We start from the raw sequence: 24,313 nt of genomic DNA on the forward strand, positions 1-24,313 counted from the left end.
TATTCCTGACCTGTAATTTCAGGTATTTAACAAACTCTCTATACTCACCCCATAATTCTTTCTTCCGCTACACCTGAACTGATTCTCTGTGCTGGTTTCCGCCGGTGTTTTTGTAATCTGCCTGTTTTATTTTCAAAAAATATTGTGATTTATTTTAACCCAGGTTATTGCTCCATTAAAATATGTTTCTTATCTTTGCCGTGCTTTTAAAGTTAGGGTTAGAATAATGCGATAATAGCTCAGTTGGTAGAGCGTTGGCTTCCCAAGCCGAAGGTCGCGGGTTCGAGTCCCGTTTATCGCTCAACTGAAAAACAAGGGGTTACAAATTAAAGTAACCCCTTGTTTCATGACATTTTTTGAAAAACACTTCCGTATTTACCCGTTTTTATGTACCTTTTTTGCAAACAGTTTGCAAACAAAACACAACGAATTACGGGAAGTCACGATCAAGGCATTTAAGCTTAGGTTCATTCTTGTCAAAGTCCCAAAATTGAGGATGGATAGATATAACTAAACCGATATATTTTTTTTGCCGTCTTTAGCAACCCGTAACATTAGAGGGTGTTCACCATTGGAAAGTGTCTTTGATTTGTAGCAAACTACTGAAATACAGGCATTCATTGTTGGTTTTCCGGTTTACCTCTCGGTTTACCTTTGGGTGTAAAAACCACGTAAAACCCCAGAAAAGAAAAAACCAGCTACTTTCGTAACTGGTTCTCGTTCAGTCGGGGTGACAGGATTCGAACCTGCGACCCTCTGCTCCCAAAGCAGATGCGCTACCGGACTGCGCTACGCCCCGTTTTCCGATTCGCATGCAAAGGTAATAATAGATTTCAAATACACCAATTTTTCCCTTTTTATTTCGTATTTTTTACATCCGTCCGGAATTATACGGCACATCTATTTTTTCTTCCTTAACTCAAAATTCTTTCCCAAATATACTCTTCTTACCTCTGGGTCTGCCGCCAAATGCTCGGCAGTACCAGCCTGAAGAATTTTTCCGTCATATAATAAATAAGCCCTGTCGGTAATAGAAAGCGTTTCCTGTACATTATGGTCGGTGATCAGAATTCCGATATTTTTATCTTTCAATTTCTGAACAATGCTTTGAATATCTTCCACAGCAATAGGGTCAACACCGGCAAAAGGCTCATCCAGTAAGATAAACTTCGGACGGATAGACAATGCCCGGGCAATCTCCGTACGTCGACGTTCCCCACCGGACAACTGAATTCCCAGGCTTTTCCGGATATGCTGCAACCCAAACTCATCCAACATCTCTTCCAGCCGGACTTTCTGTTCTTCTTTAGACATATCCGTCATTTCCAGTACAGCCCGGATATTATCCTCTACACTTAAACGGCGGAAAACAGAAGCTTCCTGGGCTAAATAGCCGACACCGGCTTGTGCCCTCTTATACACAGGCTCCGTAGTCAACTCCTGTTCATCCAGAAAAATCCGTCCCCCATTCGGTTTTATCAGCCCGACAATCATATAAAAAGAAGTGGTCTTACCAGCTCCGTTAGGTCCCAGCAACCCGACAATCTCCCCTTGCTCCACTTGTACCGACACATCTTTTACGACTGTCCGGCTTTTGTATTTTTTCACCAAATGTTCTGCCCTTAATATCATGGTCCAACGTTTTAGAAAGCAAAGATAAAAAAGAGTTGCTGAGTTACAAAGCAACGGGGCATAAAGTCGCTGGAGAGAAACATCAGAAGTTCAAATACACCGATACATTAACTGCAAAATTCTGAATCTTCTGACCGGGAGGGCTTTCCCGGTGAGTTAAACGCCAAACGGCATCTACCCGGAACAACCTGAAAATATTCTCTATCCCAACCCCCGTCTCAAAATAAGGCTTGGAAACCGAAGTCATTCCCTCCGGAAAAAGCAAAACTGCCCTTGTGTCAGGAAGACTCCCGTTATTTTTGTCAGACAATGTGCCGATCAATCCCTTAAACACAAATACCTCCCTCCATTTCAGTTTTTTCATCAAGGGTATTTTACCTAAAAAAAAGCCCTTGAAATGATGCTCATAGAAAAGAGAAAGCCACGTATCCGAAGCAAATTCATAATAATTCATACAGGAGAAAGCATACGGGTCGTAAAAATAAGTCGCATTCCCCTCGTGCAGTTTCAATAAAGGATAAGGCACCTTCCCCAATATTTTCCCGCCGGTAAGCACAACCTTGGATTTCCCGATAGGCGAAATCTGAAAATCATAATTGACAGAACCAACCATCCGGTAAAATTCACAGTCATTATCCGATAGACCTTTGATACCCATGGCCAAATCAATTCCTACAATCGGATAATCAGAACCCATACTATATTTATCAAACGGTTTGCGCATAACGACTTCATTCCTCGAAAACCGGGTATTCAAACGCAAAACAGTGGATTGAATGGAAGCCATCTCCTTTCCGGACGGACGGATAAAAGGAACAAAAGAATTGGAAAAAATACTTCTGACCTGAACCCCCAACGCATTGGATAACCCCTGCCTCCACTCTTTCTCATAATTAACATCCAGTTGATTAACCATACTTAACCGGTCGTTATCGCCCCGGGAAAAAATAGAACTCAGGATATTTCCTTCAGTAAAGGCATTCATACCGGCACCCAGTTGTACCACATCATGTTTAAATGAGACCATCAATTTAGAGGTCGGCAAATCACGAAACGCATATTCTACACTACCACCGCCTTTCCACCGGCAATCTTTCGTCCCATAAGCCGAATAGCCGGACAGCCGGATTTTTTTACTGAAATCGGTAGTCGTTCTGACCCCCAGTTGAAAACGGCATCCCTCCTGTTCATTAAAACTCAACAATTTATAATACGGTCCCCACTCCACATACCGAGTATCGTAGTAACCGCCCAAAATCATACTTACAACCGTATAAATATTTTGATACAACGGCACATTTTTCACCGAATCCACCATCCCGTAGATTTGTTTTTCCTTATCACTCAAAGCATAAGGCCGAAGTGTATCCCAATAGCTTTCCTCGTTTTTCAACACATCATGGTCAATCATCACATTATTATCCATCTTCAACACCCTTTCCGGAATCTCCGCATGAAACTGAATATCGGAATAATTTACCTGCCTGTGCCCCAGGAAGGAAACCATCTTTGAGGAGTCGGACATCATGATGGAAAAGTCCGCAAAAATCTTATCTTGCCGGGGAAACCACACCGAATCCCCAATCAACTGATACTCATTATCCAGCACTAGATGACGAATCCAGTTTACGTTCAATCCCTTCACCATCTTCACATGAGCCGACTGCAAAGCCCAGGTCATGGAATCAATATTCAATTCCCCATCCAATACCGGAGTGGAGAAAGCCTTAGGATGAAAACGGATTTTATAAGTCTTACGACCATCTATCTGCAGACTGTCCACCAGGAAATATTTATAGAAAAGCAAACCGTGTTCGGACAAAGGACTGGCAAAATGAATTTCAAAAATATCTATATAATTGTCGTACAAATTCACACTCGCATGCAAATGACCGGTAAACTGCGCCAAAGAATAATCTTCTTCTATCCCGGAAATACGGCTGGCTTTCACAATTTCCCTGGATAAGGACGGAGATTTTCGGAAATAATAATCGGCTGAAGCTTCAGAAATCATCACCGGCAAATAAGCCTTTCCCGTGATAACAGAAGTATCCATGTGATCAAAAATAAAACCGAAATTTTTTTGCAACCTCTTGTTTTTGAATCCCGGCTTAATATTAGTCAGGTCCAGTTCCATTTTGGTATAAGTCTTGCAAAAATACCGGGGAAACAAGGAAGGATTGTGCCGGAATTTATTTTCCCTCACCCTTTTCAAAATAGCATGAGCCGGATTTTCTCCGGGGGTGACTTTCACTTCCACCAGCTCGAAAGTCTGCGCCCTCAACTGAAAATCAACAGAATTATAGCTCCCCGGGACAATTTCTACCGTCTGAGAAACATAGCCGACAAAAGAAGCCTGTAATTCACTCACCTCCTCACGGGTCTCCAGATAATAGTTTCCTTCAAAGTCAGTAGTCATACCTACCGTCGTTCCTTTAAAAAAAACATTTACAAAAGGCAAAACCTCTCCCGTTTCAGCATCAGTCACCTTACCCCGCACTCTTGTACTTTGGGCCAAAGTAAGGTTTCCCGCTAAAACAAACAGAATGGGAATGATAAATTTACTTATTTGCATGCTCCATAACCGTTTCCGGCACTTTATATCTGCAATACTCTCACTATATTGTTGCCTTTATTCCACCTAAATCAAACCACCCCTTCCCTCAATATATCGTGAATATGCACCATGCCTTTGTAAATCCCTGTTTCAGAAACCACGACCAACTGAGTGATACAATTTTTTTCCATTTTCTGAAAAGCATTATAAGCCAGCTCATCCTCTGCTATGGTTTTGGGAGACACCGACATAATATCTCCTGCTTTCAGTCCGTCGACATCCTCGTATTTCTCTAACATACGCCGCAAATCCCCATCAGTGATAATACCCAACAATTTTCCTTCACTACCGGTTACAGCCACAGCCCCCAAACGTCCGCCGGACATCTCCAGTATCACTTTCCGAATGCTATCTTCCAATGCCACCCGAGGTGTATTCTCCCGGTCAAACACATCCGAAACCCTGGTATACAAACGCTTGCCCAAAGAACCTCCCGGATGGTATTTTGCAAAATCCCGGCTGGAAAAATGACGGCACTGAATCAGGCATACAGCCAAAGCATCCCCCAACACCAATTGGGCTGTTGTAGAATTGGTCGGTGCCAGATTATTGGGACAAGCCTCCCGTTCCACACAGGCTTTCAATACATAAGTAGCATTTTGAGCCAGAAAAGAATCTGTATTGGAAACCATAGCAACAATCTGTTCATTCCCCACATTCCGGATTAAAGGTACCAAAACCTTAATTTCAGGAGTATTTCCACTCTTGGAAATGCAAATCACCACATCATCCTGGCAAATCATACCCAAATCTCCGTGAATGGCATCGGCAGCATGCATAAACACCGAGGGAGTGCCGGTTGAATTCAAGGTCGCTACGATTTTCTGAGCAATAATGGCACTTTTTCCGATTCCTGTCACAATCACACGCCCCTTACTTTTATAAATCAATTCCACCACTTTCTCAAAATCCTCATCAATAAAGCCGGCAAGACGTTGCACCGCCGAAGCTTCCTCCGCAATTACTTTTTTGGCAATCTCTTTTATATCAATCATTTCAACCGAAATTTTAAAACATTCATTCTCAGCCTGAAAATCCACCCCAAAAAATATTTGAAAAATTATTGTGACAATAATTTTTTACTATAACTTTACTAAGGGCAAATGTAGGATTTTTTATCATTCATTTACCTAAGTAGTGCTAACATTTATTGTGCCATTTTTGTTTGTTCATTCGAATTAAGTTATAAATTTGCAAATCCTTGAAAAAAGGAGCGCAAAAAAATTTTATTAATACAATGGGATTGCAGATTGATTTACATGCAAAATTAAAAGAGTATTTTGGCTTCGACCACTTTAAAGGAAATCAGGAAGCCATTATCAAAAACGTGCTGGACGGAAAGAACACTTTTGTATTAATGCCTACGGGAGGAGGTAAATCCTTGTGTTACCAATTACCGGCTTTATTGCTGGATGGTACGGCCATTATCATCTCCCCCTTGATCGCCTTAATGAAAAATCAGGTAGATGCCATGCGTTCCTTTTCCGAGGCAGAAGGAGTGGCCCACTTTTTAAATTCTTCCTTGACTAAAAACGAAATCCTGAATGTCAAAGAAGACATTTTGAGTGGAAAAACGAAAATGCTTTACGTAGCTCCCGAATCCCTCACGAAAGAAAGCAATATAGAATTTCTGAGAAAAATTAAAATTTCTTTTTTTGCTGTAGACGAAGCGCATTGTATCTCGGAATGGGGCCATGACTTTCGGACAGAATACCGGAAAATCCGTCCGATCGTAGAAGAAATAGGAAAAGCTCCCATCATCGCCCTGACAGCTACAGCTACTCCGAAAGTTCAAAACGATATACAAAAAAATCTGGATATGATGGATGCCAAGGTTTTCAAATCTTCCTTCAACCGGACAAACCTGTACTACGAAGTACGGCCGAAACAGGGAGATGTAACCAAAGACATCATCAAATTCATTAAAAACCACGAAGGAAAATCCGGTATCATCTATTGCCTGAGCCGCAAAAAAGTGGAAGAACTGGCCGAAGTCCTGAACATCAATGGAATCAAAGCCGCAGCTTACCACGCCGGGATGGATGCAGCCACCCGAAGTGCCAATCAAGACAAATTCCTGATGGAAGAAGTGGACATTATCGTTGCTACCATCGCTTTCGGTATGGGAATTGACAAACCGGACGTACGTTTCGTTATCCATTATGATATTCCCAAAAGCCTCGAAGGATATTACCAAGAAACCGGACGCGCTGGACGCGACGGAGGCGAAGGGGTTTGCCTGACCTATTACAGTTACAAGGATATCCAGAAACTGGAAAAATTCATGCAAGGGAAACCCATTGCAGAACAGGAAATCGGCAAACAGTTACTCATGGAAACGGTTGCTTATGCGGAAACCTCGCTTTGCCGCCGTAAAGTATTGCTCCACTATTTCGGCGAAAGCTACCAGGAAGACAACTGCGGAAGCTGTGACAATTGCCTCTATCCAAAAAAAGAATTTGAAGGGAAAGAGTATATGACAGATGCCCTGACATTGGTAAACGATGTGAAAGAAAAATTCAAAATCGAACATCTGGTAAACATCCTGGTCGGTGAAGCAGATACTGCCATAAAATCGTATAAACACGACAAACTGGAATTATTCGGAGCAGGAGCCGAAAAGAACCGCCAATTCTGGACCATGGTTTACAGACGAGCATTAGTCAGTTCTTTTATTGAAAAAGATATTGAACAATACGGAGTCATCAAACTGACCGAAGAGGGACAGAAATTTTTGGATAAACCTAAAAGTTTTATGTTGATGGAAGATCATAATTTTGACGAAAACGAAGAAGAAGAGAAGATACAGGAAAAAGGCGGTGTCTCAGCATTAGACAGCACCCTGTTCGCCATATTGAAAGATTTGCGCAAAAAAATCGCGAAAACCAACAACTTGCCGCCTTATGTGATTTTCCAGGACCCTTCCCTGGAAGATATGTGTACCAACTACCCCATAACTCTGGAAGAACTGGCAAACATCCAGGGTGTAGGAGCCGGTAAAGCGCAAAAATACGGCAAAGAATTTGTGGAGGTAATCCGGCAATATGTGGAAGATAATGAAATCGAACGCGCCCAGGACATGGTAGTCAAGACAGTGGCCAATAAATCCAAATTCAAGGTGTATATCATCCAGAATATCGACCGCCAGATCGACCTGGAAGATATTGCCTCTACTCTGGGACTTTCCTATGATGAACTCATCAAAGAAATGGAAGCAATTGTTTTTTCCGGAACCAAATTGAATATTGATTACTACATCAACAATATACTCGATGAAGAGCAACAGGAGGAAATCATGAACTATTTTATGGAAGCAACCTCCGATAACATTTCAGAAGCCTTTGATGAATTTGAGGGCGACTATGCAGAAGAAGACCTCCGCTTAATGCGCCTGAAACTCCATTCCAAACACGGAAATTAAAAACATACATCCCCAAAAAACACCCCGGAAGATATAACCTTCCGGGGTATTTCTTAACCGATACGCCGGCCCCTGAGTTATTTTCAAGAACCTGTCACTTTATCAACCGACCGGGTAAAAGGTATATCATCACGGAACAACTTACGATAAGTGATATGGGTACGGACAGTCTTAGCCCCTATATATTCCATCAAATGAATCATAGGAGGATTAAAATCCCCTATCCAGTTCAATTCAAGATAATCGTATTTATGCCCGTCTTCAATGATGCGTTCAGTAAACCGTTTAATCATAGCCGCTTCCACCCCTTTACCTTGAAATTCCGGCACGACCCCGAACAATTGTCCCAGGGCAACTTTGATTTTTTTTACTTTCAGATGGTACATAAACCTCAATATCCCCCACACATTCATTTTCCCATTCAGGTGTCTTACAGCCTGATTTATTTCAGGAAACATCAAAAAGAAACCAATGGGTTCATCCTGATAAAAAGCAAAATAAATCAATTCCTTATCAATAATAGGCCGGAGACTCCGATACAGGGCTTCCACCTGTTCGCGGGTAATTCCGTCCACTCCATGCACTTCCAGGTTCCAGGCTTTATTATACACAGTCAGTAAAGCATCTATGGCTTTTTGCTTACCAATATCACCATAAGTACGCACCGAGTAGTCCGGATTTTGAAGAATACGGTCAGCCTTCCAAACTACAATCTTGGACAAACTCTCCATAACTAACCGCGTGCGATAGGTAAATTGCTTGAAATAATCACGGAAACCATACTCCTCAAAAAATCTCACATAATAGGGTTTAGTATAAGGCATCGCATAAACCGGACACTCGTCATATCCATCCACCAGCAATCCCCACCATTCTATCCGTTCACCGAAATTAACCGGGCCCTCCATGGCTTCCATTCCACGCTCTTCCAACCACTCCCGGCATTTATCAAACAACATAAAAGCAGCCTGGCGATCGTCTATACACTCAAAAAAACCCATTTGCCCTACAGTATATTTATCCAACCCGCAAGTTTTTTTATTGACAAAAGCAGCTACGCGACCGACGTATTCTCCTTCTTCATTTCGGAGCAACCACCGTACACATTCCCCTCCTTCCCGGAAACAAGGATTCTTCTCTCTGTCAAATACTTTACAAATATCATCATTCAAAGGACGTATCCAATACGGATTTCCCCGATACAACCGGACAGGCAATTCTATAAAAGCCTCCTCCGTTTTCCTGTCAGCAACTTCAATACAAATAAACATAAACCGGTACTTTTAACCCCTTACCTCAGCTCTTCTGTCAGCAGCCGGATTTCCAGAAGGGGACTGATCCGTTCATATAAAATATTATACACAGCAGACGTGATAGGCATGTGCACATGATAATTGTCATTAATCTCTTTGATACCCTTCACGGCAAAATACCCTTCAGCAATCATCAGCATCTCCATTTGGGCTGATTTCACTGAATACCCTTTCCCGATCATGGTCCCGAAAGTCCGGTTCCGGCTAAACTGAGAGTATGCCGTGACCAGCAAATCCCCTAAATAAGCAGAACTCTTGATATCCCGCTCTATGGGATGAACGGCAGCAACAAAACGTTCTATTTCCTGAATGGCATTGGAAACCAACACCGCCTGAAAATTATCCCCATAGCGTAAACCATGGCATATTCCCACAGCTATAGCTATAATGTTTTTCATCACTGCCGCATATTCTGTTCCGTAAATATCGTCAGAAACCGAAGTTTTCACATAATGACAACTAAACAACTGCGAAACCAACCGGGCAATGCGAACATCATTACTGGCAAACGTCAGATAAGACAATCGTTCCAAAGCAATCTCTTCGGCATGGCAAGGCCCTGAGATCACTACAATCTGTTCCAGGGGTACGTCATACTGCTGATGGAAAAATTCGCCGATAATCAGATTGTCATCCGGAATCAGTCCTTTAATGGCAGAGACTATTATCTTATCTTTCAAAGACCGGCTGGCCCGGGAAACCACATTCTTCAAAAATGCACTGGGAATGGCAAACACGATAATATCGGAATGAGCAATCAGCCAATCCAAATCGTCCGTAAAAGTAATCTTAGACAAATCAAAATCCACAGCACACAAATACCGGGGATTGTGCTTCAATTCCTTAAAAGCATTGATTGTCTCTATATTCCTCATAAACCAATTGATGTGCTCATTGGTTTCCGTCAGTATCTTAGCAATAGCCGTAGCCCAGCTCCCCCCCCCGACAATAGCTATCCTCGGATTCTCAGGTATCTTCATCTTTTATTGATTTAACCATGCCTTTACTACCTCCGGAGTCAAACCAGTCAATCCTAATTTCTCCTTTTTATTGACCCCGCATAACTCCTGGTGCAACTTATTCGGATTCTCCACCGTTTTTAACGCCTCCACAGTCTGATAACCCGCCTTTCTCAATACAGCAATCCACTCTTTAGCAACCCCTGCCTCCTCAAACTTATCGTCACTGTCCACTACCGGTTTTTTCTCCGGTTTCATTTGAGGGAAAAACAATACATCCTGGATAGAAGGGCTATTCGTCAAGAACATACACAAACGGTCAATACCGATGCCCATTCCGGAAGTAGGAGGCATTCCATATTCCAGTGCCCGCACAAAATCATAATCAATATACATCGCTTCGTCATCTCCCCTTTCCTGCAGCTTCAACTGGTCCTGAAAACGTTCCAGTTGGTCAATCGGATCGTTCAGTTCTGAATATGCATTTGCCACTTCTTTTCCATTCACAAAAAGTTCAAACCGTTCAGTCAGTTCCGGATTCTCCCGGTGCTTTTTCGTCAATGGCGACATCTCCTTCGGATAATCATAAATAAAAGTAGGTTGTATATAATGCGCCTCACATTTCTCCCCGAAAATCTCATCAATCAACTTTCCTTTACCCATAGTCTTATCCACCGGAATATCCATCTTTACGCAGGCTTCAAACAACTCATCCTCAGACATCTTTTCTATATCATATCCTGTATGCTCCTTGATTGCATCAGCCATCCGGACACGACGGAACGGACGTTTGAAATCAACCCTATTCTCTCCGATAACCGCCGTGGTAGTGCCGTTGATGGCCAATGCCGCAGTTTCTATCATTTCCTCCGTAAAGTTCATCATCCAAAGATAATCCTTATACGCCACATAAATCTCCATGCAGGTAAACTCCGGATTATGTGTCCGGTCCATCCCCTCATTCCGGAAATTCCGTGAAAATTCATATACCCCTTCAAAACCACCAACAATCAGACGTTTCAGGTACAATTCATTGGCAATACGCAAATACAAAGGAATATCCAATGCATTGTGATGGGTAATAAAAGGACGCGCCGAAGCTCCGCCCGGAATAGCCTGCAACACCGGGGTTTCTACTTCCAGATAACCCTTCGAATTAAAAAACTGACGGATGGCATTAATCATTTTCGTCCGTTTGATAAAAACATCCTTCACCTGGGGATTAACAATCAAATCCAGATAACGTTGACGATAACGTTGCTCAGCATCCGTAAAAGCATCGAACAATTTGCCGTCCTTCTCTTTTACGACAGGCAAAGGACGCAGGGATTTGGACAACATAACCACTTCCCTGGCATGCACGGAGATCTCTCCGGTCTGGGTACGGAATACAAAACCTTTCACTCCCACAATATCCCCGATATCCATTAATTTTTTAAATACCGTATTGTATTCCGTAGCCGTCTCATCTCTGGAAATATCATCCCGGCTGACATACACCTGAATGCGTCCCGTTGCATCCTGCAACTCAAAAAATGAAGCTTTACCCATAATCCGCCGGCTCATCATTCTTCCGGCAATCACCACCTGGCGAGGTTCTGCATTATCATCAAACCGTTCTTTAATGTCCACCGCATGGGCATCCACCTTAAACTCCGGAGCCGGATAGGCTTCTATCCCCATTTTTACCAGTTCATTCAGTGAATTCCTACGGATAATCTCCTGTTCACTTAATTCAGTAAAACTCATTTTTGTATATTTTTAATTATTTCACTATAAATCACTCATTTCTTCTTAACAAACAAGTACGCAAAATTACTATTTTCTCCCTCTAAAAGCAAAAAACCACCGCGAATATAACTAATATTTTGGGAGTGAGCGGCTTAATTATTATCCTCATTTTTTCTCTCCGGTTATATAAAATTATTCCAAATTAAACTTTGAAATAACAAGGAATTTCCGCTACTTTGTAGCAGAATTGGAAAAAAGTATAATGAAAAAAAGATGGGTTATTCATACTCCGCCGGAGGAAACTAAGATACAAGAACTTGCAAAAAAATTAAATTGTCACCCAGTTATAGCAAATTTATTGCTGCAACGCGGTATCGTCAGTGCGGAACAGGCACAGGCGTTTTTTAATCCGTCCCTCAACATGCTCCACGACCCTTTCTTAATGAAAGACATGGACAAAGCGGTTGAGCGGTTGGACCGTGCTATCGCCCAGGATGAAAAAATCCTCATTTACGGAGATTATGACGTTGACGGAACGACAGCCGTTGCCTTACTCTACAAATATTTAAAAAGCCGCTGTCATTACGAAAACCTAGAATATTATATTCCCGACCGTTATACCGAAGGCTATGGAGTTTCCATCAAGGGGATAGATTACGCCGCCCAAAACGGCTTTTCTTTAATGCTGATCACTGATTGCGGAATCAAAGCGGTAGAAAAAGTAAAATATGCCTGTTCTCAAAAAGTAGACGTTATCATTTGCGACCACCATACACCCGGAGACTATCTCCCGGAAGCAGTGGCAGTACTGGACCCTCAACGGAGCGACTGTCCGTATCCCTACAAATGGCTGAGCGGGTGTGGAGTAAGTTTCAAACTGGTGCAAGCCCATAGTTTGAAGCACAATCTGCCCATGTCCGAATTGTACAAGCTGCTGGACCTGCTCTGTGTCAGCATTGCCAGTGACATCGTACCCATTACAGGTGAAAACCGGATTCTGGCCTATTACGGTCTGCAACAACTCAACACCCATCCCAGCCTGGGACTGAAAACCATTATCAAAATGGCCGGCATTGACAAAGAAATCAGCATTAACGATATTGTTTTCCGCATAGGCCCCCGCATCAATGCAGCGGGAAGGGTTGAATCCGGACGGAAATCCGTGGAACTGCTGACGGCCGACGAAAAATTCTCTGCTGACGGAATTGCCAGCGACATCAATAATTTCAACGACCAGCGCAAAAAACTGGACCATGACATTACTGAAGAAGCCATCCGGCACATCAGACAATCCGAAATCGAGTCCTTGAAAAAAACAACCGTACTGTTCAATCCCCACTGGCACAAAGGAGTGATTGGAATAGTAGCTTCCCGCCTAACAGAATCTTTTTACCGTCCAACCATCATCCTGACAGAATCCAATGGATTTGTAACCGGCTCCGCCCGCTCAGTAGAAGGGTTTGACCTTTATTATGCGATTTCTCAATGCAGCGAATACCTGGAAAACTACGGAGGACATAAATATGCAGCCGGATTAACTTTAAAGCGGGAAAACCTGGAACTTTTTAAAGAAAAATTTGAACAAATAGTCCGGGAAACCATCAACCAGGAAATGCTGACCCCCCAAATTAATATAGATGCCCGGCTTAAACTGAGCGATATTACTCCCGATTTCTACCATATGCTGCAAAAATTCGCTCCCTTTGGTCCTAACAATACCATTCCGGTCTTTCTGACAGAAAATGTCGTCAACTTCATCGGAACGAAAAAAGTGGGACGAAACAACGAACACCTGAAATTAGTGGTAGTGGATGACACCCGTGCCTGCAATGACCGGTGCGGTATAGGATTCAGTATGGGATATTGTTATGAAAAAGTAAGCTCCGGAAATTATTTCGACATTTGCTATACCCTTCAGGAAAACGAATTTATGGGGAAAAGCGACATACAAATGATGATCAGAGACATCCATTTCAAAGAAGATAAAGAGACCGAACTGCAAAACTAAAACTCCGTTGATTTGAACTCTTCCAAACTTTTAGACAAGGCTGTTGACCAATTTGCTTCCCTTCCGGGAGTAGGGAGAAAAACCGCTTTAAAATTCGTCCTTCACCTGCTGAAAAAAGATGCCGGGGAAATCAGCCACTTCATCCAAAGCATAGAAGCTCTGAAAAAAAACATCAAAGAATGTCATGTATGCCACAACATAGCCGACAGCGATACATGTGAAATTTGTGCAGACCCCAGACGCGACCGGACACGTATTTGCGTCGTGGAAAACATCAAGGACATCCTTTCCATTGAAGCCACCTCCCAATACAACGGCCTCTATCATGTCCTGGGAGGCATCATCTCTCCGATGGACGGCATAGGACCGGCAGACTTAACCATCGCTTCGCTCCTGGCAAGAACCGAACAGGAACCGGTTCAGGAAATTATATTTGCTTTGAGCGCAACAATCGAGGGCGACACAACCGCTTACTATATTTTCAAAAAACTCAAAAACAAAGAAAATCTCATCATCAGCACCATTGCCAAAGGTATCTCTATCGGCAACAACCTGGAATATACAGACGAACTGACTTTGGGACGCTCCATTGTCAACCGGGTACGGTTCAGTTATAATGGATAAAATCAAAAAGAAAAGGCAAAGGGCAAAAGGGCGGAAGCCTTTAACATCACCGATTCTTTCTGTCCGATCATCACGACATCAAAATCCTGATTATACCGCTTAATGGTCTCTGCCATAACCTGACGGCAAGCTCCGCAAGGCGGTACAAAATTCTCCCGGGGAAGCCCCTTATAACAAGCGGCAATAGCCAAAGCCCTCACCGGAATATCCGGAAAAGCAGCACCGGCATAAAATAAAGCGGTTCGCTCCGCACACATACCGCTGGGATAAGCCGCATTCTCCTGATTGCTTCCCGTCACGATTTCTCCATTTTCCAACAACAGGGCAGCACCGACAGCAAACTCCGAATAAACACTGTAAGAACACGCCGATGCTTCTATGGCCTTCCGGCACAAATTTTCATATTCCGCAGGAAAACGATTCGGGAAGAGGAAGTAATCTATAGTCAGTTCTCTTTTATCCATCACTATTTTTTATTAATTTTACACCCTCTAAGATAAAAGAAGAAGAGAAAAACGAAAAGCAAAAAATGAAAAATTCCAAATTTATTTTCTATACACTGCCTCTCGGCATACTATTGCTCCTGACCTTAAATACCCTGGCAGAAACCAGGAAAGAATTTATCCGCAAATATAAGCATATTGCCATCCGCGAAATGGAACGGACAGGAATTCCGGCCAGCATCACTTTAGCCCAGGGCATTCTCGAATCCGGTTGTGGTAAATCCGAATTGGCGGTAAATGCCAACAATCATTTCGGAATCAAATGTCACAACGGATGGGAAGGGGGAACCTATTTCATGGATGACGACGAAAAAGGTGAATGCTTCCGGAAATACAAAAACCCGGAACAATCGTGGATCGACCATAGTGAATTTCTTACTTCCCGTCCCCGTTATGCCGGACTTTTCAATCTACCGGCAACAGATTACAAAGCCTGGGCAAAAGGATTAAAAGCAGCCGGATATGCAACCAATCCCAGATATGCCGAAATGCTGATTAAAATCATCGAGGAAGAAGAACTCTATAAATACGACCACACCGTAAAACACACTGGCGGAGGTACTCCAAGCATCTCGGTAGAAGAATTTGCCGAAAGCATAGCTTCACAAAACCGTCCCGGCAATATCAGCTACCGCAACCGCGAAGAAATGAGAAATGGCATCATCTGCATCGAAGCAATTGCCGGAGATTCTTTTGAAAAAATAGCCCGGTATTACGGCATTAAACTAAAAAAAATATTAGCCTATAATGACAAAAAAGATACTTCCCTAAAAACCGGTCAGCTTGTATTTCTGAAAAAGAAAAAAAACAAAGCTGCACGCGGATATGAATTTCATCGGGTAAAACGAGGAGATAATCTCTATGATATTTCCCAACAATACGGTGTGAGGCTTAAAAACATCATCAACTACAACTATTTGACAGCCGACACCCCTCTGACCGAAGGCGAAAAAATATTTTTAAGGAAAAAAGCCGATATCCTTTAATCCGGGAAAACATGGAAAAAAAAAACAAAAATATCTTTTGGTCCCAAAACGCTGTTTTCGGTTTGTTAATGGGAGTAACCTATATACTGGCAGCCTGTATTTTTTATAAAAACGGACGCTCTGTCAGTTTAAACCCAGAGATGGACCGGATGATACTATTCCTTACCATTCCGGGGCTGTTTATCGGCGTAAAAAAATACCAGCAACAAATAAACCAACCGCTTACCTACGGCCATGCCTTCGGCGCAAGTGTATACATTGTTGCGACAGCCGCCTTCACTTATAGTCTGTTTGTTTATTATTTATACCATAATAACCCCGGTTTACTGGAAAACTATACCGTCCGGATGGAAGAGGCCTTGCATGAAACACTGCCTTCTAATTCCGACTGGAAACAGTTCATCGCATTGGCCAAACAACAGATGACCGCCACAACAGTAGCTTTTCAGGAGATAGTGAACAGAACATTTTCCGGAACGGTATTTTCTCTCATTCTGGCATTTCTGCTCCGTACACCCCGGCAATCCTAATTCACCGTTAAAATTCTTTTTACATCATGGATATTTCAGTGGTAATCCCCTTATTTAATGAAGACGAGTCTTTAACCGAACTGACCAGTTGGATTGAACGCGTCATGGACACCCATCATTTTAGCTACGAAATCATTATGATTGATGACGGTAGTAACGACGGTTCATGGCAAAAAATTGAAGAACTGGCCGAAAAAAATTCACATATCAAAGCCATCAAATTCCGGCGGAATTACGGAAAATCCGCTGCACTGCACTGTGGTTTTCAGGCGGCCCAGGGAGATGTGGTGATTACCATGGACGCAGACATGCAGGACAGCCCCGACGAGATTCCGGAATTATACCGAATGGTTACAGAAGAAGATTACGACCTGGTATCGGGATGGAAAAAGAAACGTTTCGACCCTCTCTCCAAAACAATTCCCACCAAGCTATTCAATGCCACAGCCCGGAAATTCTCAGGTATCCGTCTGCATGATTTCAATTGCGGACTGAAAGCTTATAAAAACAGGGTCATCAAAAACATTGAAGTGTATGGAGAAATGCACCGGTATATTCCCATTATTGCGAAACAGGCCGGTTTCACCCGCATTGGTGAAAAAATAGTGCAACACCGCGCCCGCAAATACGGAGTAACCAAATTCGGAGGATTAAACCGCTTTATCAACGGAGTACTGGACCTGCTTTCCATCACATTCATCACCCGTTTCGCAAAAAAACCGATGCACCTGTTCGGAGCCATCGGCACATTATTATTCATCATCGGATTTTGTGCTGCTGCCTGGATCGGTATAGAAAAACTGTACTGCATTACCCACGACATCCGGGCCCGGTTGGTAACCGACAATCCTTATTTCTATATATCCTTGGTTTGTATGATTTTGGGTACCCAACTATTTCTGGCCGGTTTTGTTGCCGAACTGGTATCCCGTTCCGCAACCGACCGGAATGTCTATTTGATTGAAAAAGAAATCGGACAAAAATAAGGTATTGAGTAGCCTAATCCGCATTTGGCAATATTCGCCAATGCTGATACAAGCAGAAAATAATATGGTATTTACATACATCTTACACTTACCTCCTGTGTCAACATGTATATTTTAAACAATAGTCGATTTTCCCATTCACAGGCTTTTCCATTGCACTGCCTCACAAAAATGTGATGTTCTTTGTGCTTAAATATTCGTACAGGCGGTTACAGAAGAAGATTCCCACACGGTTTTGGCGATACAATGATTCAAATTACCAGCTTCATTTTTCACCTGGTGCAATATAGTCACCACCCCTTCACTTTCAGACATGCAATACTCCGAACGGATAAAACTGTCCGGCATAATCTCATGAGCATAAATCACCTCCACCTCCACCAATATATGTTTTTTTAAAAATTCAAAAGGCAGGGAATTGGTAATCCAGCGCATATAAGAAGCCTGGGTAACATGGCCGTTAAAATCTATATTATCGAAAGTAGCAGAAAATTCCCGTTGTCCCGTCACCTCCCCGCCATCCTCTTTCTCGTCCAGGATAGAAGGCAAGCGCAACTTTTCAATCCGATGTCCCGTGCTCATCGCCACCACATGCTCAGGTAAACGCAAAGGCCGGCGCCGGCTCATGTCGATATACATCCATTCCGAAGTTGCCCGCACCAATTCCTCTCCGTTTTCCCGCACCATCCGGTAATCCCTCAAGGCAAAAAGCCGGTCTACTCCGGAAGGCCAGGTCTCGATATACACCTCTTCTTCCTTATGTGGCATTTTATGTAACGAAATATGCAAACGATGTAACATCCATGTCAGCCCCTTGGCATTCAATGTTTCGACATCCACTCCGTATTCTTCCGTCTGTTTTTCGGCAACATCATTGAACAAATCACACAACGTTTTTACAAACAAACGCCCTTTGTAATTGGTATAGTGATTGAAAATTTTTACCTTCTCTATATATTTCGTGACTGTTTTCTCCATACGCTCAAGCCGGTTAAATCACATAGACCTCTGGTTCTATCCAAACTCCGAATTTCACAAATACACTCTTTTTTATTTCATTGGCCAACCGCGCAATTTCAGCGCCGTCGGCCCCTCCCCGGTTCACCAATACCAAGGCCTGCTTTTCATGTACACCGGCATTTCCTACCACTCTCCCTTTCCAGCCACACTGTTCAATCAGCCATCCTGCTGCCAGTTTTTTATGTTCATCGTCTACCTCATAAACAGGCATCGAAGGATATTGTCCCTGCAAAGATTCAGCTATCCGGCTCGGTACTAATGGATTTTTAAAAAAACTCCCAGCATTGGGCAACACCTTTACATCCGGCAATTTAGACTGACGTATCCGGATAATAGCCTGACGAATGCTATGTAAACTAACTTCTCCTCCCTGCTTCTCCACCTCACTCCGTATACTGCCATAATCCAGCCGGAACAGAGGTTTTTTCGACAAACGGAAAACCACCCGGGTAACCAGATACTTGTTTTTCCATTCTCTCTTAAAAATACTATCCCGATAAGCAAAACGACAAACATCAGCTTTCAACACCACCCGGCAAGCCTGCTTTATATCTATGGCCTCCACCTCTTCTATCGTCTCGCCGGCTTCCATACCATAAGCCCCGACATTTTGTACAGGAGCTGCCCCTACATGCCCCGGTATCAAAGATAAATTTTCCACACCCCCATAACCATGCCCGACACACCAAAGGACAAAATCATCCCATACGACACCGGCTCCCACCCGCACCCGCACTGTATCAGCATCCTCTGACAATAGCTCTATGCCCTGCATGACAGGATAAAACACCGTTCCGGGAAAATCCTCCGTAAAAAGAAAATTACTTCCGCCTCCCAAAATCAAATATTCATGAGGATCCAGTTCGTAAGAAGACAAAAAATCCAGAAAATCCTCTTCCCGGTCCGACTCAACAAAATAACGGCAACACACATCTATACCAAAAGTATTGTGCGCTTTCAAATGATAATTTTCTTTTATTTCCATAAATCCCGTGATAAATAAAAATCATTTATCTTTGTTTGCAAATATACGTAAAAACATGAATACTTTACCAGCTCCCTTTGAAGAACGCATGAAAAAACAACTCGGTAGCGAAGCTCCCGCTTTTTTTAAAGCTTTACAGACAGAAGCTCCGGTAAGTATTCGTTTAAACCCGGGAAAATACAGGGAAATCCACAGTATTCCCCTTCCCGGCAGACAAACCTCTGCAGTAAGCTGGTGTGAAAATGCCTGTTACCTCGCAGAACGTCCGGTATTCACCCTCGACCCAGGTTTTCATGGAGGGGCATATTACGTCCAGGAAGCTTCCTCCATGTTTCTCCACCATATTTTAAAACAACTCCTTCCTGCCCGCCCTGTGAGGATGTTGGACCTTTGTGCCGCTCCGGGAGGCAAATCCACCCTTGCAGCTTCTCTTCTGTCGCCGGAAAGTCTTCTGGTTTCCAACGAAGTAATCCGCAGCAGGGCCGCAATTCTCAAAGAAAACATCATCAAATGGGGACACTCCAATATTGTGGTCACCAGCAACGACCCCCGGGATTTCCGTCCCCTCAGAGAAACTTTCGACATAATTTTAGTGGATGCCCCCTGCTCAGGAGAAGGCATGTTCAGAAAAGACCCGCTTTCTGTTAAAGAATGGAGCGAATCCAATTTACAGCTTTGCAGTGAACGGCAATGCCGTATTTTATCGGAAATCTGGGACTGTCTGAAACCGGAAGGATTTCTTATTTACAGCACCTGTACCTATAATCCGGAAGAAAACGAATCTGTCTTATCATGGCTTCTCCGGACTTTTGAAGCACGGAGCATTCCCATCAACCACTCCTTTGATTCGATTACCCCGGGAGAGGCTGATTTCCCCTGTTACCGGTTTTATCCTCATAAAACACAGGGAGAAGGTTTTTTTACCGGGATCGTCCAAAAACAAACAGCGTCCTCCGGGTTATCCCGTAAAAATAAAAAACAAAAATTTTCCAAACCGGAACCCCTGCCCGGATATTTACAGAATTACCTCCTCCGGCCGGAACAATACATCACCTACCGGAACGAAAATATAACAGGCATCGTGCTGGCCAATCACGCAGAATTTATCCGGCAACTGGAACAATCCCTCCGGATCACTTATAAAGGATGTGAAATTGCGGAAATCAATAACCGAAAAATAAAACTCCTGCCCCCTTTGGCATTATGGCAGGGACTCAACCGAAAAGCATGTGCCGTTTACGAAGCAGACCTGAAAACAGCCCTGACTTACCTGAAAAAAGAAGATATTCCGGCCATTCCGGTTAAGGCAGATTGGTTGCTGGTCAGCTACAAAGACATAGCCTTGGGGTGGTGTAAAAACCTCGGTTCCCGGCTCAATAATTACTACCCCAAAGAATGGAGAATCCGGATGGACCTCAATACCGACAAACACCCAGAATCTTAATATAAAACCGACTCCTAAAAAGACAACAATATGACCTATACAGAAGTCACATTCACCATTCAGCCTTATTCCGAGGCTATTGCAGACGCTTTAATCAGTGAATTGGGAAACCTTGGCTACGACGGATTTTCCTGTACCGAAAACGGCTTTACCACCTACATCAAAAGTAAAGATTTCTCCGAAAAAAACATTCATGAACTCCAGGTATTGCAATATTTCTCAGAACAATACCGGATTTCATTTACAACACAAATCATTGAAGACCAGGATTGGAATAAGGTATGGGAGGAAAATTTCACCCCGATTATTGTTGACGGCCGCATTCACGTCAGAGCCGGATTCCATGCTCCACTCCCTGGTATGGAATATGAAATCCTCATCGAACCCAAAATGAGCTTCGGTACAGGCCACCATGCCACCACCACTCTCATGTTGCGCACGATCCTCCGTTTGGCAGAACAAATAAAAGATAAAAAAGTGCTGGATATGGGATGCGGTACCGGAATATTATCCATCATGGCCGCCAAAACGGGTGCTGCCCACGTCACCGGAATAGATATTGATGAATGGGCTTTTAACAACGCAATGGAAAACATCCGGAACAACAGGCTCAACAACATCACCATTAAAATCGGAGACGCCTCCCTGCTGCAAAAAGAAAACAGCTTCGATTTTATACTGGCCAATATCAACCGGAACATATTGCTGAATGACATGCATTCCTATACAGCACATCTTCATTCATCCGGCTACCTCATAATGAGCGGATTCTACGTGAAAGATTTACCCCTTATCCGTGAAAAAGCCGAATCTTTAGGACTTATTTTTCAGCATTATCTCGAAGAAAAAGAATGGGTAGCAGCCTGCTTCTACAAAAATTAATCACGTTGTTTAATTCTTAACACACTATTGTTTAATTAATCAGAATGTATCAACTTTGCTGCCGGAACGTATGACTTCGGTTATACGCTCATTTTTATTTGTCACACAAAAATGAATACATCCAATATGAAAGTATTAAAATTCGGAGGAACTTCGGTAGGAAGCGCGGACAGAATCCAAGGGGTTGCAAACTTAATTTCTTCCGATAACCAGCCCAAAATAGTCGTCTTATCGGCCATGTCAGGCACCACCAACACTTTAGTGGATATTTCCAATTGCTTATACCGAAACGAAAAACAAAAAGCATTGGACATCATCCAGAACCTGGAGGTCAATTATTACATTACCGTTACCGAACTCTTTAAAACAGAAGCTTTCATCAGAGAAGGGAAAGATTTCATCCAAACGGTTTTTACCTATCTGCGTTCTTTCATCAACAAAGACTTTTATCCTCTTCAGGAAAAAGCAGTATTGGCACAGGGGGAAATCATGTCAACTACCCTTATGCACTACTATCTGGAAGAATGCGGTATACCCAATACCCTGTTGTCTGCATTGGAATACATGCGTATAGACAAAGACTGTGAACCGGATTATTTCTATATTCAGCAAAACCTGAAAAGAGAATTAGACAAACCGGCAACCCAGTCCTTAATCATCACACAAGGATTTATCTGCCGGAATGCTTACGGAGAAATCGACAACCTGAAACGCGGAGGCAGCGATTACTCCGCCGCATTGGTAGGTGCAGCCATTAAAGCAGAAGAAATTCAGATCTGGACGGACATCGACGGATTTCATAATAACGACCCCCGCATCGTGGAAAACACCAAAGCCATCCGGCATCTTTCTTTCGACGAAGCGGCAGAACTGGCTTATTTCGGAGCAAAAATACTGCACCCCTCCAGTGTACAACCGGCCAAAAAAGAAAATATTCCGGTACGCCTGAAAAACACCCTCTGTCCACAAGACGAAGGCACTCTGATTACCAAGGAAAGTCCGGTCAAAAACATCAAAGCCGTAGCGGCCAAAAGCGGTATCACGGCAATCAAAATAAAATCCACCAATATGTTGCTGGCCTACGGATTCTTACGGAAAATCTTTGAAGTATTTGAAGCCTGGAAAACTCCCATCGACATGATAGCCACGTCAGAAGTGGCGGTTTCTCTGACCATAGACTGTACCGAGCATCTGGAAAATATCGTTAAAGACCTGGAAAAATACGGAATGGTAGAAATAGACCAAAACATGGCCATTGTCTGCATCGTAGGTGATTTTGCAGCGACAAAAAGCGGTCTGGACGCACAAGTACTGAAAGCCCTGGAAGAAGTTCCGCTACGTATGATTTCATACGGAGGCAGCGAGCATAATATTTCGGTCCTGGTAAAAGAAGAAGATAAGAAAAAAGCCATGACTGACCTCAGCAACAAACTATTGGCATGTCAGGATTAATTTCCTCCTGACATACCCTCTTTCCCAAAGAAAGAAGTTCTCCTATACCCCAAACCATAAACACTTCATCCATGAAACTTTCACCATCCTGCCAAAACCACCCAACCCCGTTTTATTACTATGACCTTGGGTTGTTGAAGGAAACTTTACGGACTTTATTGAGAGAATCCGGAAAATACGGCTATCAGGTACATTATGCCATCAAAGCCAACGCCAATCCGCGACTTCTAAAGCTCATCAGTCACGAAGGACTGGGAGCCGATTGTGTCAGCGGAAATGAAATCAGCCGTGCCTTAGAATGCGGCTTCCCGGCAAACCGCATAGTTTATGCAGGAGTCGGAAAAAGCGATGAAGAAATAGAACTGGCCCTCCGCGAGGACATATTTTGTTTCAATTGCGAATCTCTGCCCGAAATCCTTATCATCCAGGAATTGGCACAACGTCTGGGTAAAAAAGCCAGGATTGCACTACGAATCAATCCCAATGTGGATGCACACACACACCATTACATCACAACCGGAATTGAAGAAAATAAATTCGGGATTTATTTATACGACCTCGAACACGTCCTGAGCGAAATAAAAAACCTCAGTCAGATAGAACTCATCGGATTACACTTCCACATTGGTTCACAAATTACAGACATGACCGTTTTTCGCGGCTTGTGCCTGCGTGCCAATGAAATACTGCAAAAACTAAAAGAACAGGGAATTGTTCTTCCCCACATTAACTTCGGGGGCGGACTCGGCATTGATTATCAGCAACCGGAACAAAACCCCATAGCCGATTTCAAAAGTTATTTTGCTACCTTTTCCCAATTTTTCGAACCTGCCCCCCACCAGCAGGTACATTTCGAATTAGGACGCTCTGTCATTGCCCAATGCGGACATTTGGTTGCCAAAGTGTTGTATGTCAAAGAAGGGAAAAAACGGAAATTTGCTATTTTAGACGCCGGCATGAATGATTTGTTGCGTCCGGCCTTGTACCAAGCCTTCCATAAAATAGAAAATATCTCCTCCGATAAACCGCAGGAAAAATATGACGTAGTCGGTCCCATTTGCGAATCTGCCGACTGTTTCGGAAAAGATGTTCATTTAAACCAAACCCAACGCGGAGATAAAGTGGTCATTCATTCCTGTGGTGCCTATGGCGAAACCATGGCTTCCCGGTACAACCTGCGCAACGTGCCGGACAGTTGCTATTCAGAAGAATAAAAAATA

The 24,313-nt window shown here is 43.2% G+C and carries 19 protein-coding genes, 2 tRNA genes and 1 pseudogene; 11 read left to right on the plus strand and 11 right to left on the minus strand.

Going from position 1 to position 24,313, the window contains the following annotated elements; genetic code table 11:
* Window positions 1–228: 228 nt before the first annotated feature.
* Window positions 229–301: transfer RNA gene (locus D1136_RS05190), tRNA-Gly, on the plus strand.
* A gap of 135 nt (window positions 302–436) precedes the next feature.
* Here the strand turns inward: D1136_RS05190 and D1136_RS05195 are convergent.
* The 5 genes and pseudogenes from D1136_RS05195 to D1136_RS05215 form a co-directional block, all read right to left on the minus strand.
* Window positions 437–621, minus strand: a pseudogene (locus D1136_RS05195) (Arm DNA-binding domain-containing protein); the annotation flags it as partial.
* 104 nt (window positions 622–725) lie between these two features.
* A tRNA-Pro gene (locus D1136_RS05200) sits at window positions 726–799 on the minus strand.
* 101 nt (window positions 800–900) lie between these two features.
* Window positions 901–1,632 carry an LPS export ABC transporter ATP-binding protein gene (gene lptB / locus D1136_RS05205; RefSeq protein WP_161876575.1) on the minus strand — a complete coding sequence of 244 codons (732 nt, stop codon included), beginning with the start codon at window positions 1,630–1,632 and terminating at the stop codon, window positions 901–903.
* Window positions 1,633–1,714: 82 nt separating this feature from the next.
* On the minus strand, window positions 1,715–4,207 hold the full coding sequence (locus D1136_RS05210; protein ID WP_161876576.1) for a DUF5686 and carboxypeptidase-like regulatory domain-containing protein: 2,493 nt from the start codon (window positions 4,205–4,207) through the stop codon (window positions 1,715–1,717).
* Window positions 4,208–4,278: 71 nt separating this feature from the next.
* Window positions 4,279–5,244 (minus strand): SIS domain-containing protein, encoded by a 966-nt coding sequence (locus tag D1136_RS05215; RefSeq protein ID WP_161876577.1) that lies wholly within the window; start codon window positions 5,242–5,244, stop codon window positions 4,279–4,281.
* A 242-nt stretch (window positions 5,245–5,486) separates the two neighbouring features.
* Here D1136_RS05215 and recQ point away from each other — a divergent pair, with 242 nt between their 5' ends.
* Window positions 5,487–7,670 (plus strand): DNA helicase RecQ, encoded by a 2,184-nt coding sequence (gene recQ, locus D1136_RS05220; protein WP_161876578.1) that lies wholly within the window; start codon window positions 5,487–5,489, stop codon window positions 7,668–7,670.
* Between the two features lie 83 nt (window positions 7,671–7,753).
* Here recQ and D1136_RS05225 read toward each other — a convergent pair whose 3' ends face one another.
* The 3 genes from D1136_RS05225 to lysS are packed head-to-tail and all read right to left on the minus strand — an operon-like array spanning window position 7,754 to window position 11,691.
* Window positions 7,754–8,941 carry a hypothetical protein gene (locus D1136_RS05225; RefSeq protein ID WP_161876579.1) on the minus strand — a complete coding sequence of 396 codons (1,188 nt, stop codon included), beginning with the start codon at window positions 8,939–8,941 and terminating at the stop codon, window positions 7,754–7,756.
* Window positions 8,942–8,961: 20 nt separating this feature from the next.
* The gene (locus D1136_RS05230; RefSeq protein WP_161876580.1) at window positions 8,962–9,963 is read right to left on the minus strand and encodes an NAD(P)H-dependent glycerol-3-phosphate dehydrogenase; all 1,002 of its coding nucleotides are present in this window, start codon (window positions 9,961–9,963) and stop codon (window positions 8,962–8,964) included.
* 3 nt (window positions 9,964–9,966) lie between these two features.
* Window positions 9,967–11,691, minus strand: coding sequence for a lysine--tRNA ligase (gene lysS, locus D1136_RS05235; RefSeq protein WP_161876581.1), 1,725 nt, complete (start codon window positions 11,689–11,691; stop codon window positions 9,967–9,969).
* Window positions 11,692–11,935: 244 nt separating this feature from the next.
* On the opposite strand from lysS, the gene recJ reads away from it, so the two are divergent.
* Window positions 11,936–13,681, plus strand: coding sequence for a single-stranded-DNA-specific exonuclease RecJ (gene recJ, locus D1136_RS05240; protein WP_161876582.1), 1,746 nt, complete (start codon window positions 11,936–11,938; stop codon window positions 13,679–13,681).
* Window positions 13,682–13,693: 12 nt separating this feature from the next.
* The gene (recR, locus tag D1136_RS05245) at window positions 13,694–14,305 is read left to right on the plus strand and encodes a recombination mediator RecR (protein WP_161876583.1); all 612 of its coding nucleotides are present in this window, start codon (window positions 13,694–13,696) and stop codon (window positions 14,303–14,305) included.
* Window positions 14,306–14,307: 2 nt separating this feature from the next.
* Here recR and D1136_RS05250 read toward each other — a convergent pair whose 3' ends face one another.
* Window positions 14,308–14,769 (minus strand): cytidine deaminase, encoded by a 462-nt coding sequence (locus tag D1136_RS05250; RefSeq protein ID WP_161876584.1) that lies wholly within the window; start codon window positions 14,767–14,769, stop codon window positions 14,308–14,310.
* A gap of 65 nt (window positions 14,770–14,834) precedes the next feature.
* Between D1136_RS05250 and D1136_RS05255 the strand changes: the two genes are divergently transcribed.
* The 3 genes from D1136_RS05255 to D1136_RS05265 are packed head-to-tail and all read left to right on the plus strand — an operon-like array spanning window position 14,835 to window position 17,310.
* A complete protein-coding gene (locus tag D1136_RS05255; RefSeq protein WP_237566992.1) occupies window positions 14,835–15,794 on the plus strand; it encodes a glucosaminidase domain-containing protein in 960 nt (319 codons plus the stop codon).
* Window positions 15,795–15,805: 11 nt separating this feature from the next.
* Window positions 15,806–16,324: a DUF4199 domain-containing protein gene (locus D1136_RS05260; protein WP_161876585.1), complete on the plus strand. Its 519-nt coding sequence runs from the start codon at window positions 15,806–15,808 to the stop codon at window positions 16,322–16,324.
* Between the two features lie 26 nt (window positions 16,325–16,350).
* Window positions 16,351–17,310 (plus strand): glycosyltransferase family 2 protein, encoded by a 960-nt coding sequence (locus D1136_RS05265; RefSeq protein ID WP_161876586.1) that lies wholly within the window; start codon window positions 16,351–16,353, stop codon window positions 17,308–17,310.
* 189 nt (window positions 17,311–17,499) lie between these two features.
* Here the strand turns inward: D1136_RS05265 and D1136_RS05270 are convergent, their stop codons facing one another.
* On the minus strand, window positions 17,500–18,288 hold the full coding sequence (locus tag D1136_RS05270; protein WP_161876587.1) for an acyl-[acyl-carrier-protein] thioesterase: 789 nt from the start codon (window positions 18,286–18,288) through the stop codon (window positions 17,500–17,502).
* Window positions 18,289–18,301: 13 nt separating this feature from the next.
* Window positions 18,302–19,315, minus strand: a complete 1,014-nt coding sequence (gene murB, locus D1136_RS05275) for a UDP-N-acetylmuramate dehydrogenase (protein ID WP_161876588.1) — start codon at window positions 19,313–19,315, stop codon at window positions 18,302–18,304.
* A gap of 55 nt (window positions 19,316–19,370) precedes the next feature.
* On the opposite strand from murB, the gene D1136_RS05280 reads away from it, so the two are divergent.
* From D1136_RS05280 to lysA, 4 genes are all read left to right on the plus strand, one after another.
* Window positions 19,371–20,759: an RNA methyltransferase gene (locus D1136_RS05280; RefSeq protein ID WP_161876589.1), complete on the plus strand. Its 1,389-nt coding sequence runs from the start codon at window positions 19,371–19,373 to the stop codon at window positions 20,757–20,759.
* Between the two features lie 30 nt (window positions 20,760–20,789).
* Entirely contained in the window at window positions 20,790–21,641 is an 852-nt protein-coding gene (gene prmA / locus D1136_RS05285; protein ID WP_161876590.1) for a 50S ribosomal protein L11 methyltransferase, read from the plus strand.
* 126 nt (window positions 21,642–21,767) lie between these two features.
* A complete protein-coding gene (locus D1136_RS05290) occupies window positions 21,768–23,093 on the plus strand; it encodes an aspartate kinase (RefSeq protein WP_161876591.1) in 1,326 nt (441 codons plus the stop codon).
* Window positions 23,094–23,164: 71 nt separating this feature from the next.
* Window positions 23,165–24,307, plus strand: coding sequence for a diaminopimelate decarboxylase (gene lysA / locus D1136_RS05295; protein ID WP_161876592.1), 1,143 nt, complete (start codon window positions 23,165–23,167; stop codon window positions 24,305–24,307).
* Window positions 24,308–24,313 lie beyond the last annotated feature (6 nt).

The organism is Odoribacter sp. Z80 (genome assembly GCF_009935865.1).
Lineage (GTDB): Bacteria > Bacteroidota > Bacteroidia > Bacteroidales > Marinifilaceae > Odoribacter.

Bases quoted from the DNA above. Each gene is read 5' to 3' on its own strand.
- lptB (WP_161876575.1), bottom strand. From the start codon at position 1,632: ATGATATTAAGGGCAGAACATTTGGTGAAAAAATACAAAAGCCGGACA.
- D1136_RS05210 (WP_161876576.1), bottom strand. From the start codon at position 4,207: ATGCAAATAAGTAAATTTATCATTCCCATTCTGTTTGTTTTAGCGGGA.
- D1136_RS05215 (WP_161876577.1), bottom strand. From the start codon at position 5,244: ATGATTGATATAAAAGAGATTGCCAAAAAAGTAATTGCGGAGGAAGCT.
- recQ (WP_161876578.1), top strand. From the start codon at position 5,487: ATGGGATTGCAGATTGATTTACATGCAAAATTAAAAGAGTATTTTGGC.
- D1136_RS05225 (WP_161876579.1), bottom strand. From the start codon at position 8,941: ATGTTTATTTGTATTGAAGTTGCTGACAGGAAAACGGAGGAGGCTTTT.
- D1136_RS05230 (WP_161876580.1), bottom strand. From the start codon at position 9,963: ATGAAGATACCTGAGAATCCGAGGATAGCTATTGTCGGGGGGGGGAGC.
- lysS (WP_161876581.1), bottom strand. From the start codon at position 11,691: ATGAGTTTTACTGAATTAAGTGAACAGGAGATTATCCGTAGGAATTCA.
- recJ (WP_161876582.1), top strand. From the start codon at position 11,936: ATGAAAAAAAGATGGGTTATTCATACTCCGCCGGAGGAAACTAAGATA.
- D1136_RS05250 (WP_161876584.1), bottom strand. From the start codon at position 14,769: ATGGATAAAAGAGAACTGACTATAGATTACTTCCTCTTCCCGAATCGT.
- D1136_RS05255 (WP_237566992.1), top strand. From the start codon at position 14,835: ATGAAAAATTCCAAATTTATTTTCTATACACTGCCTCTCGGCATACTA.
- D1136_RS05260 (WP_161876585.1), top strand. From the start codon at position 15,806: ATGGAAAAAAAAAACAAAAATATCTTTTGGTCCCAAAACGCTGTTTTC.
- D1136_RS05265 (WP_161876586.1), top strand. From the start codon at position 16,351: ATGGATATTTCAGTGGTAATCCCCTTATTTAATGAAGACGAGTCTTTA.
- D1136_RS05270 (WP_161876587.1), bottom strand. From the start codon at position 18,288: ATGGAGAAAACAGTCACGAAATATATAGAGAAGGTAAAAATTTTCAAT.
- murB (WP_161876588.1), bottom strand. From the start codon at position 19,315: ATGGAAATAAAAGAAAATTATCATTTGAAAGCGCACAATACTTTTGGT.
- D1136_RS05280 (WP_161876589.1), top strand. From the start codon at position 19,371: ATGAATACTTTACCAGCTCCCTTTGAAGAACGCATGAAAAAACAACTC.
- prmA (WP_161876590.1), top strand. From the start codon at position 20,790: ATGACCTATACAGAAGTCACATTCACCATTCAGCCTTATTCCGAGGCT.
- D1136_RS05290 (WP_161876591.1), top strand. From the start codon at position 21,768: ATGAAAGTATTAAAATTCGGAGGAACTTCGGTAGGAAGCGCGGACAGA.
- lysA (WP_161876592.1), top strand. From the start codon at position 23,165: ATGAAACTTTCACCATCCTGCCAAAACCACCCAACCCCGTTTTATTAC.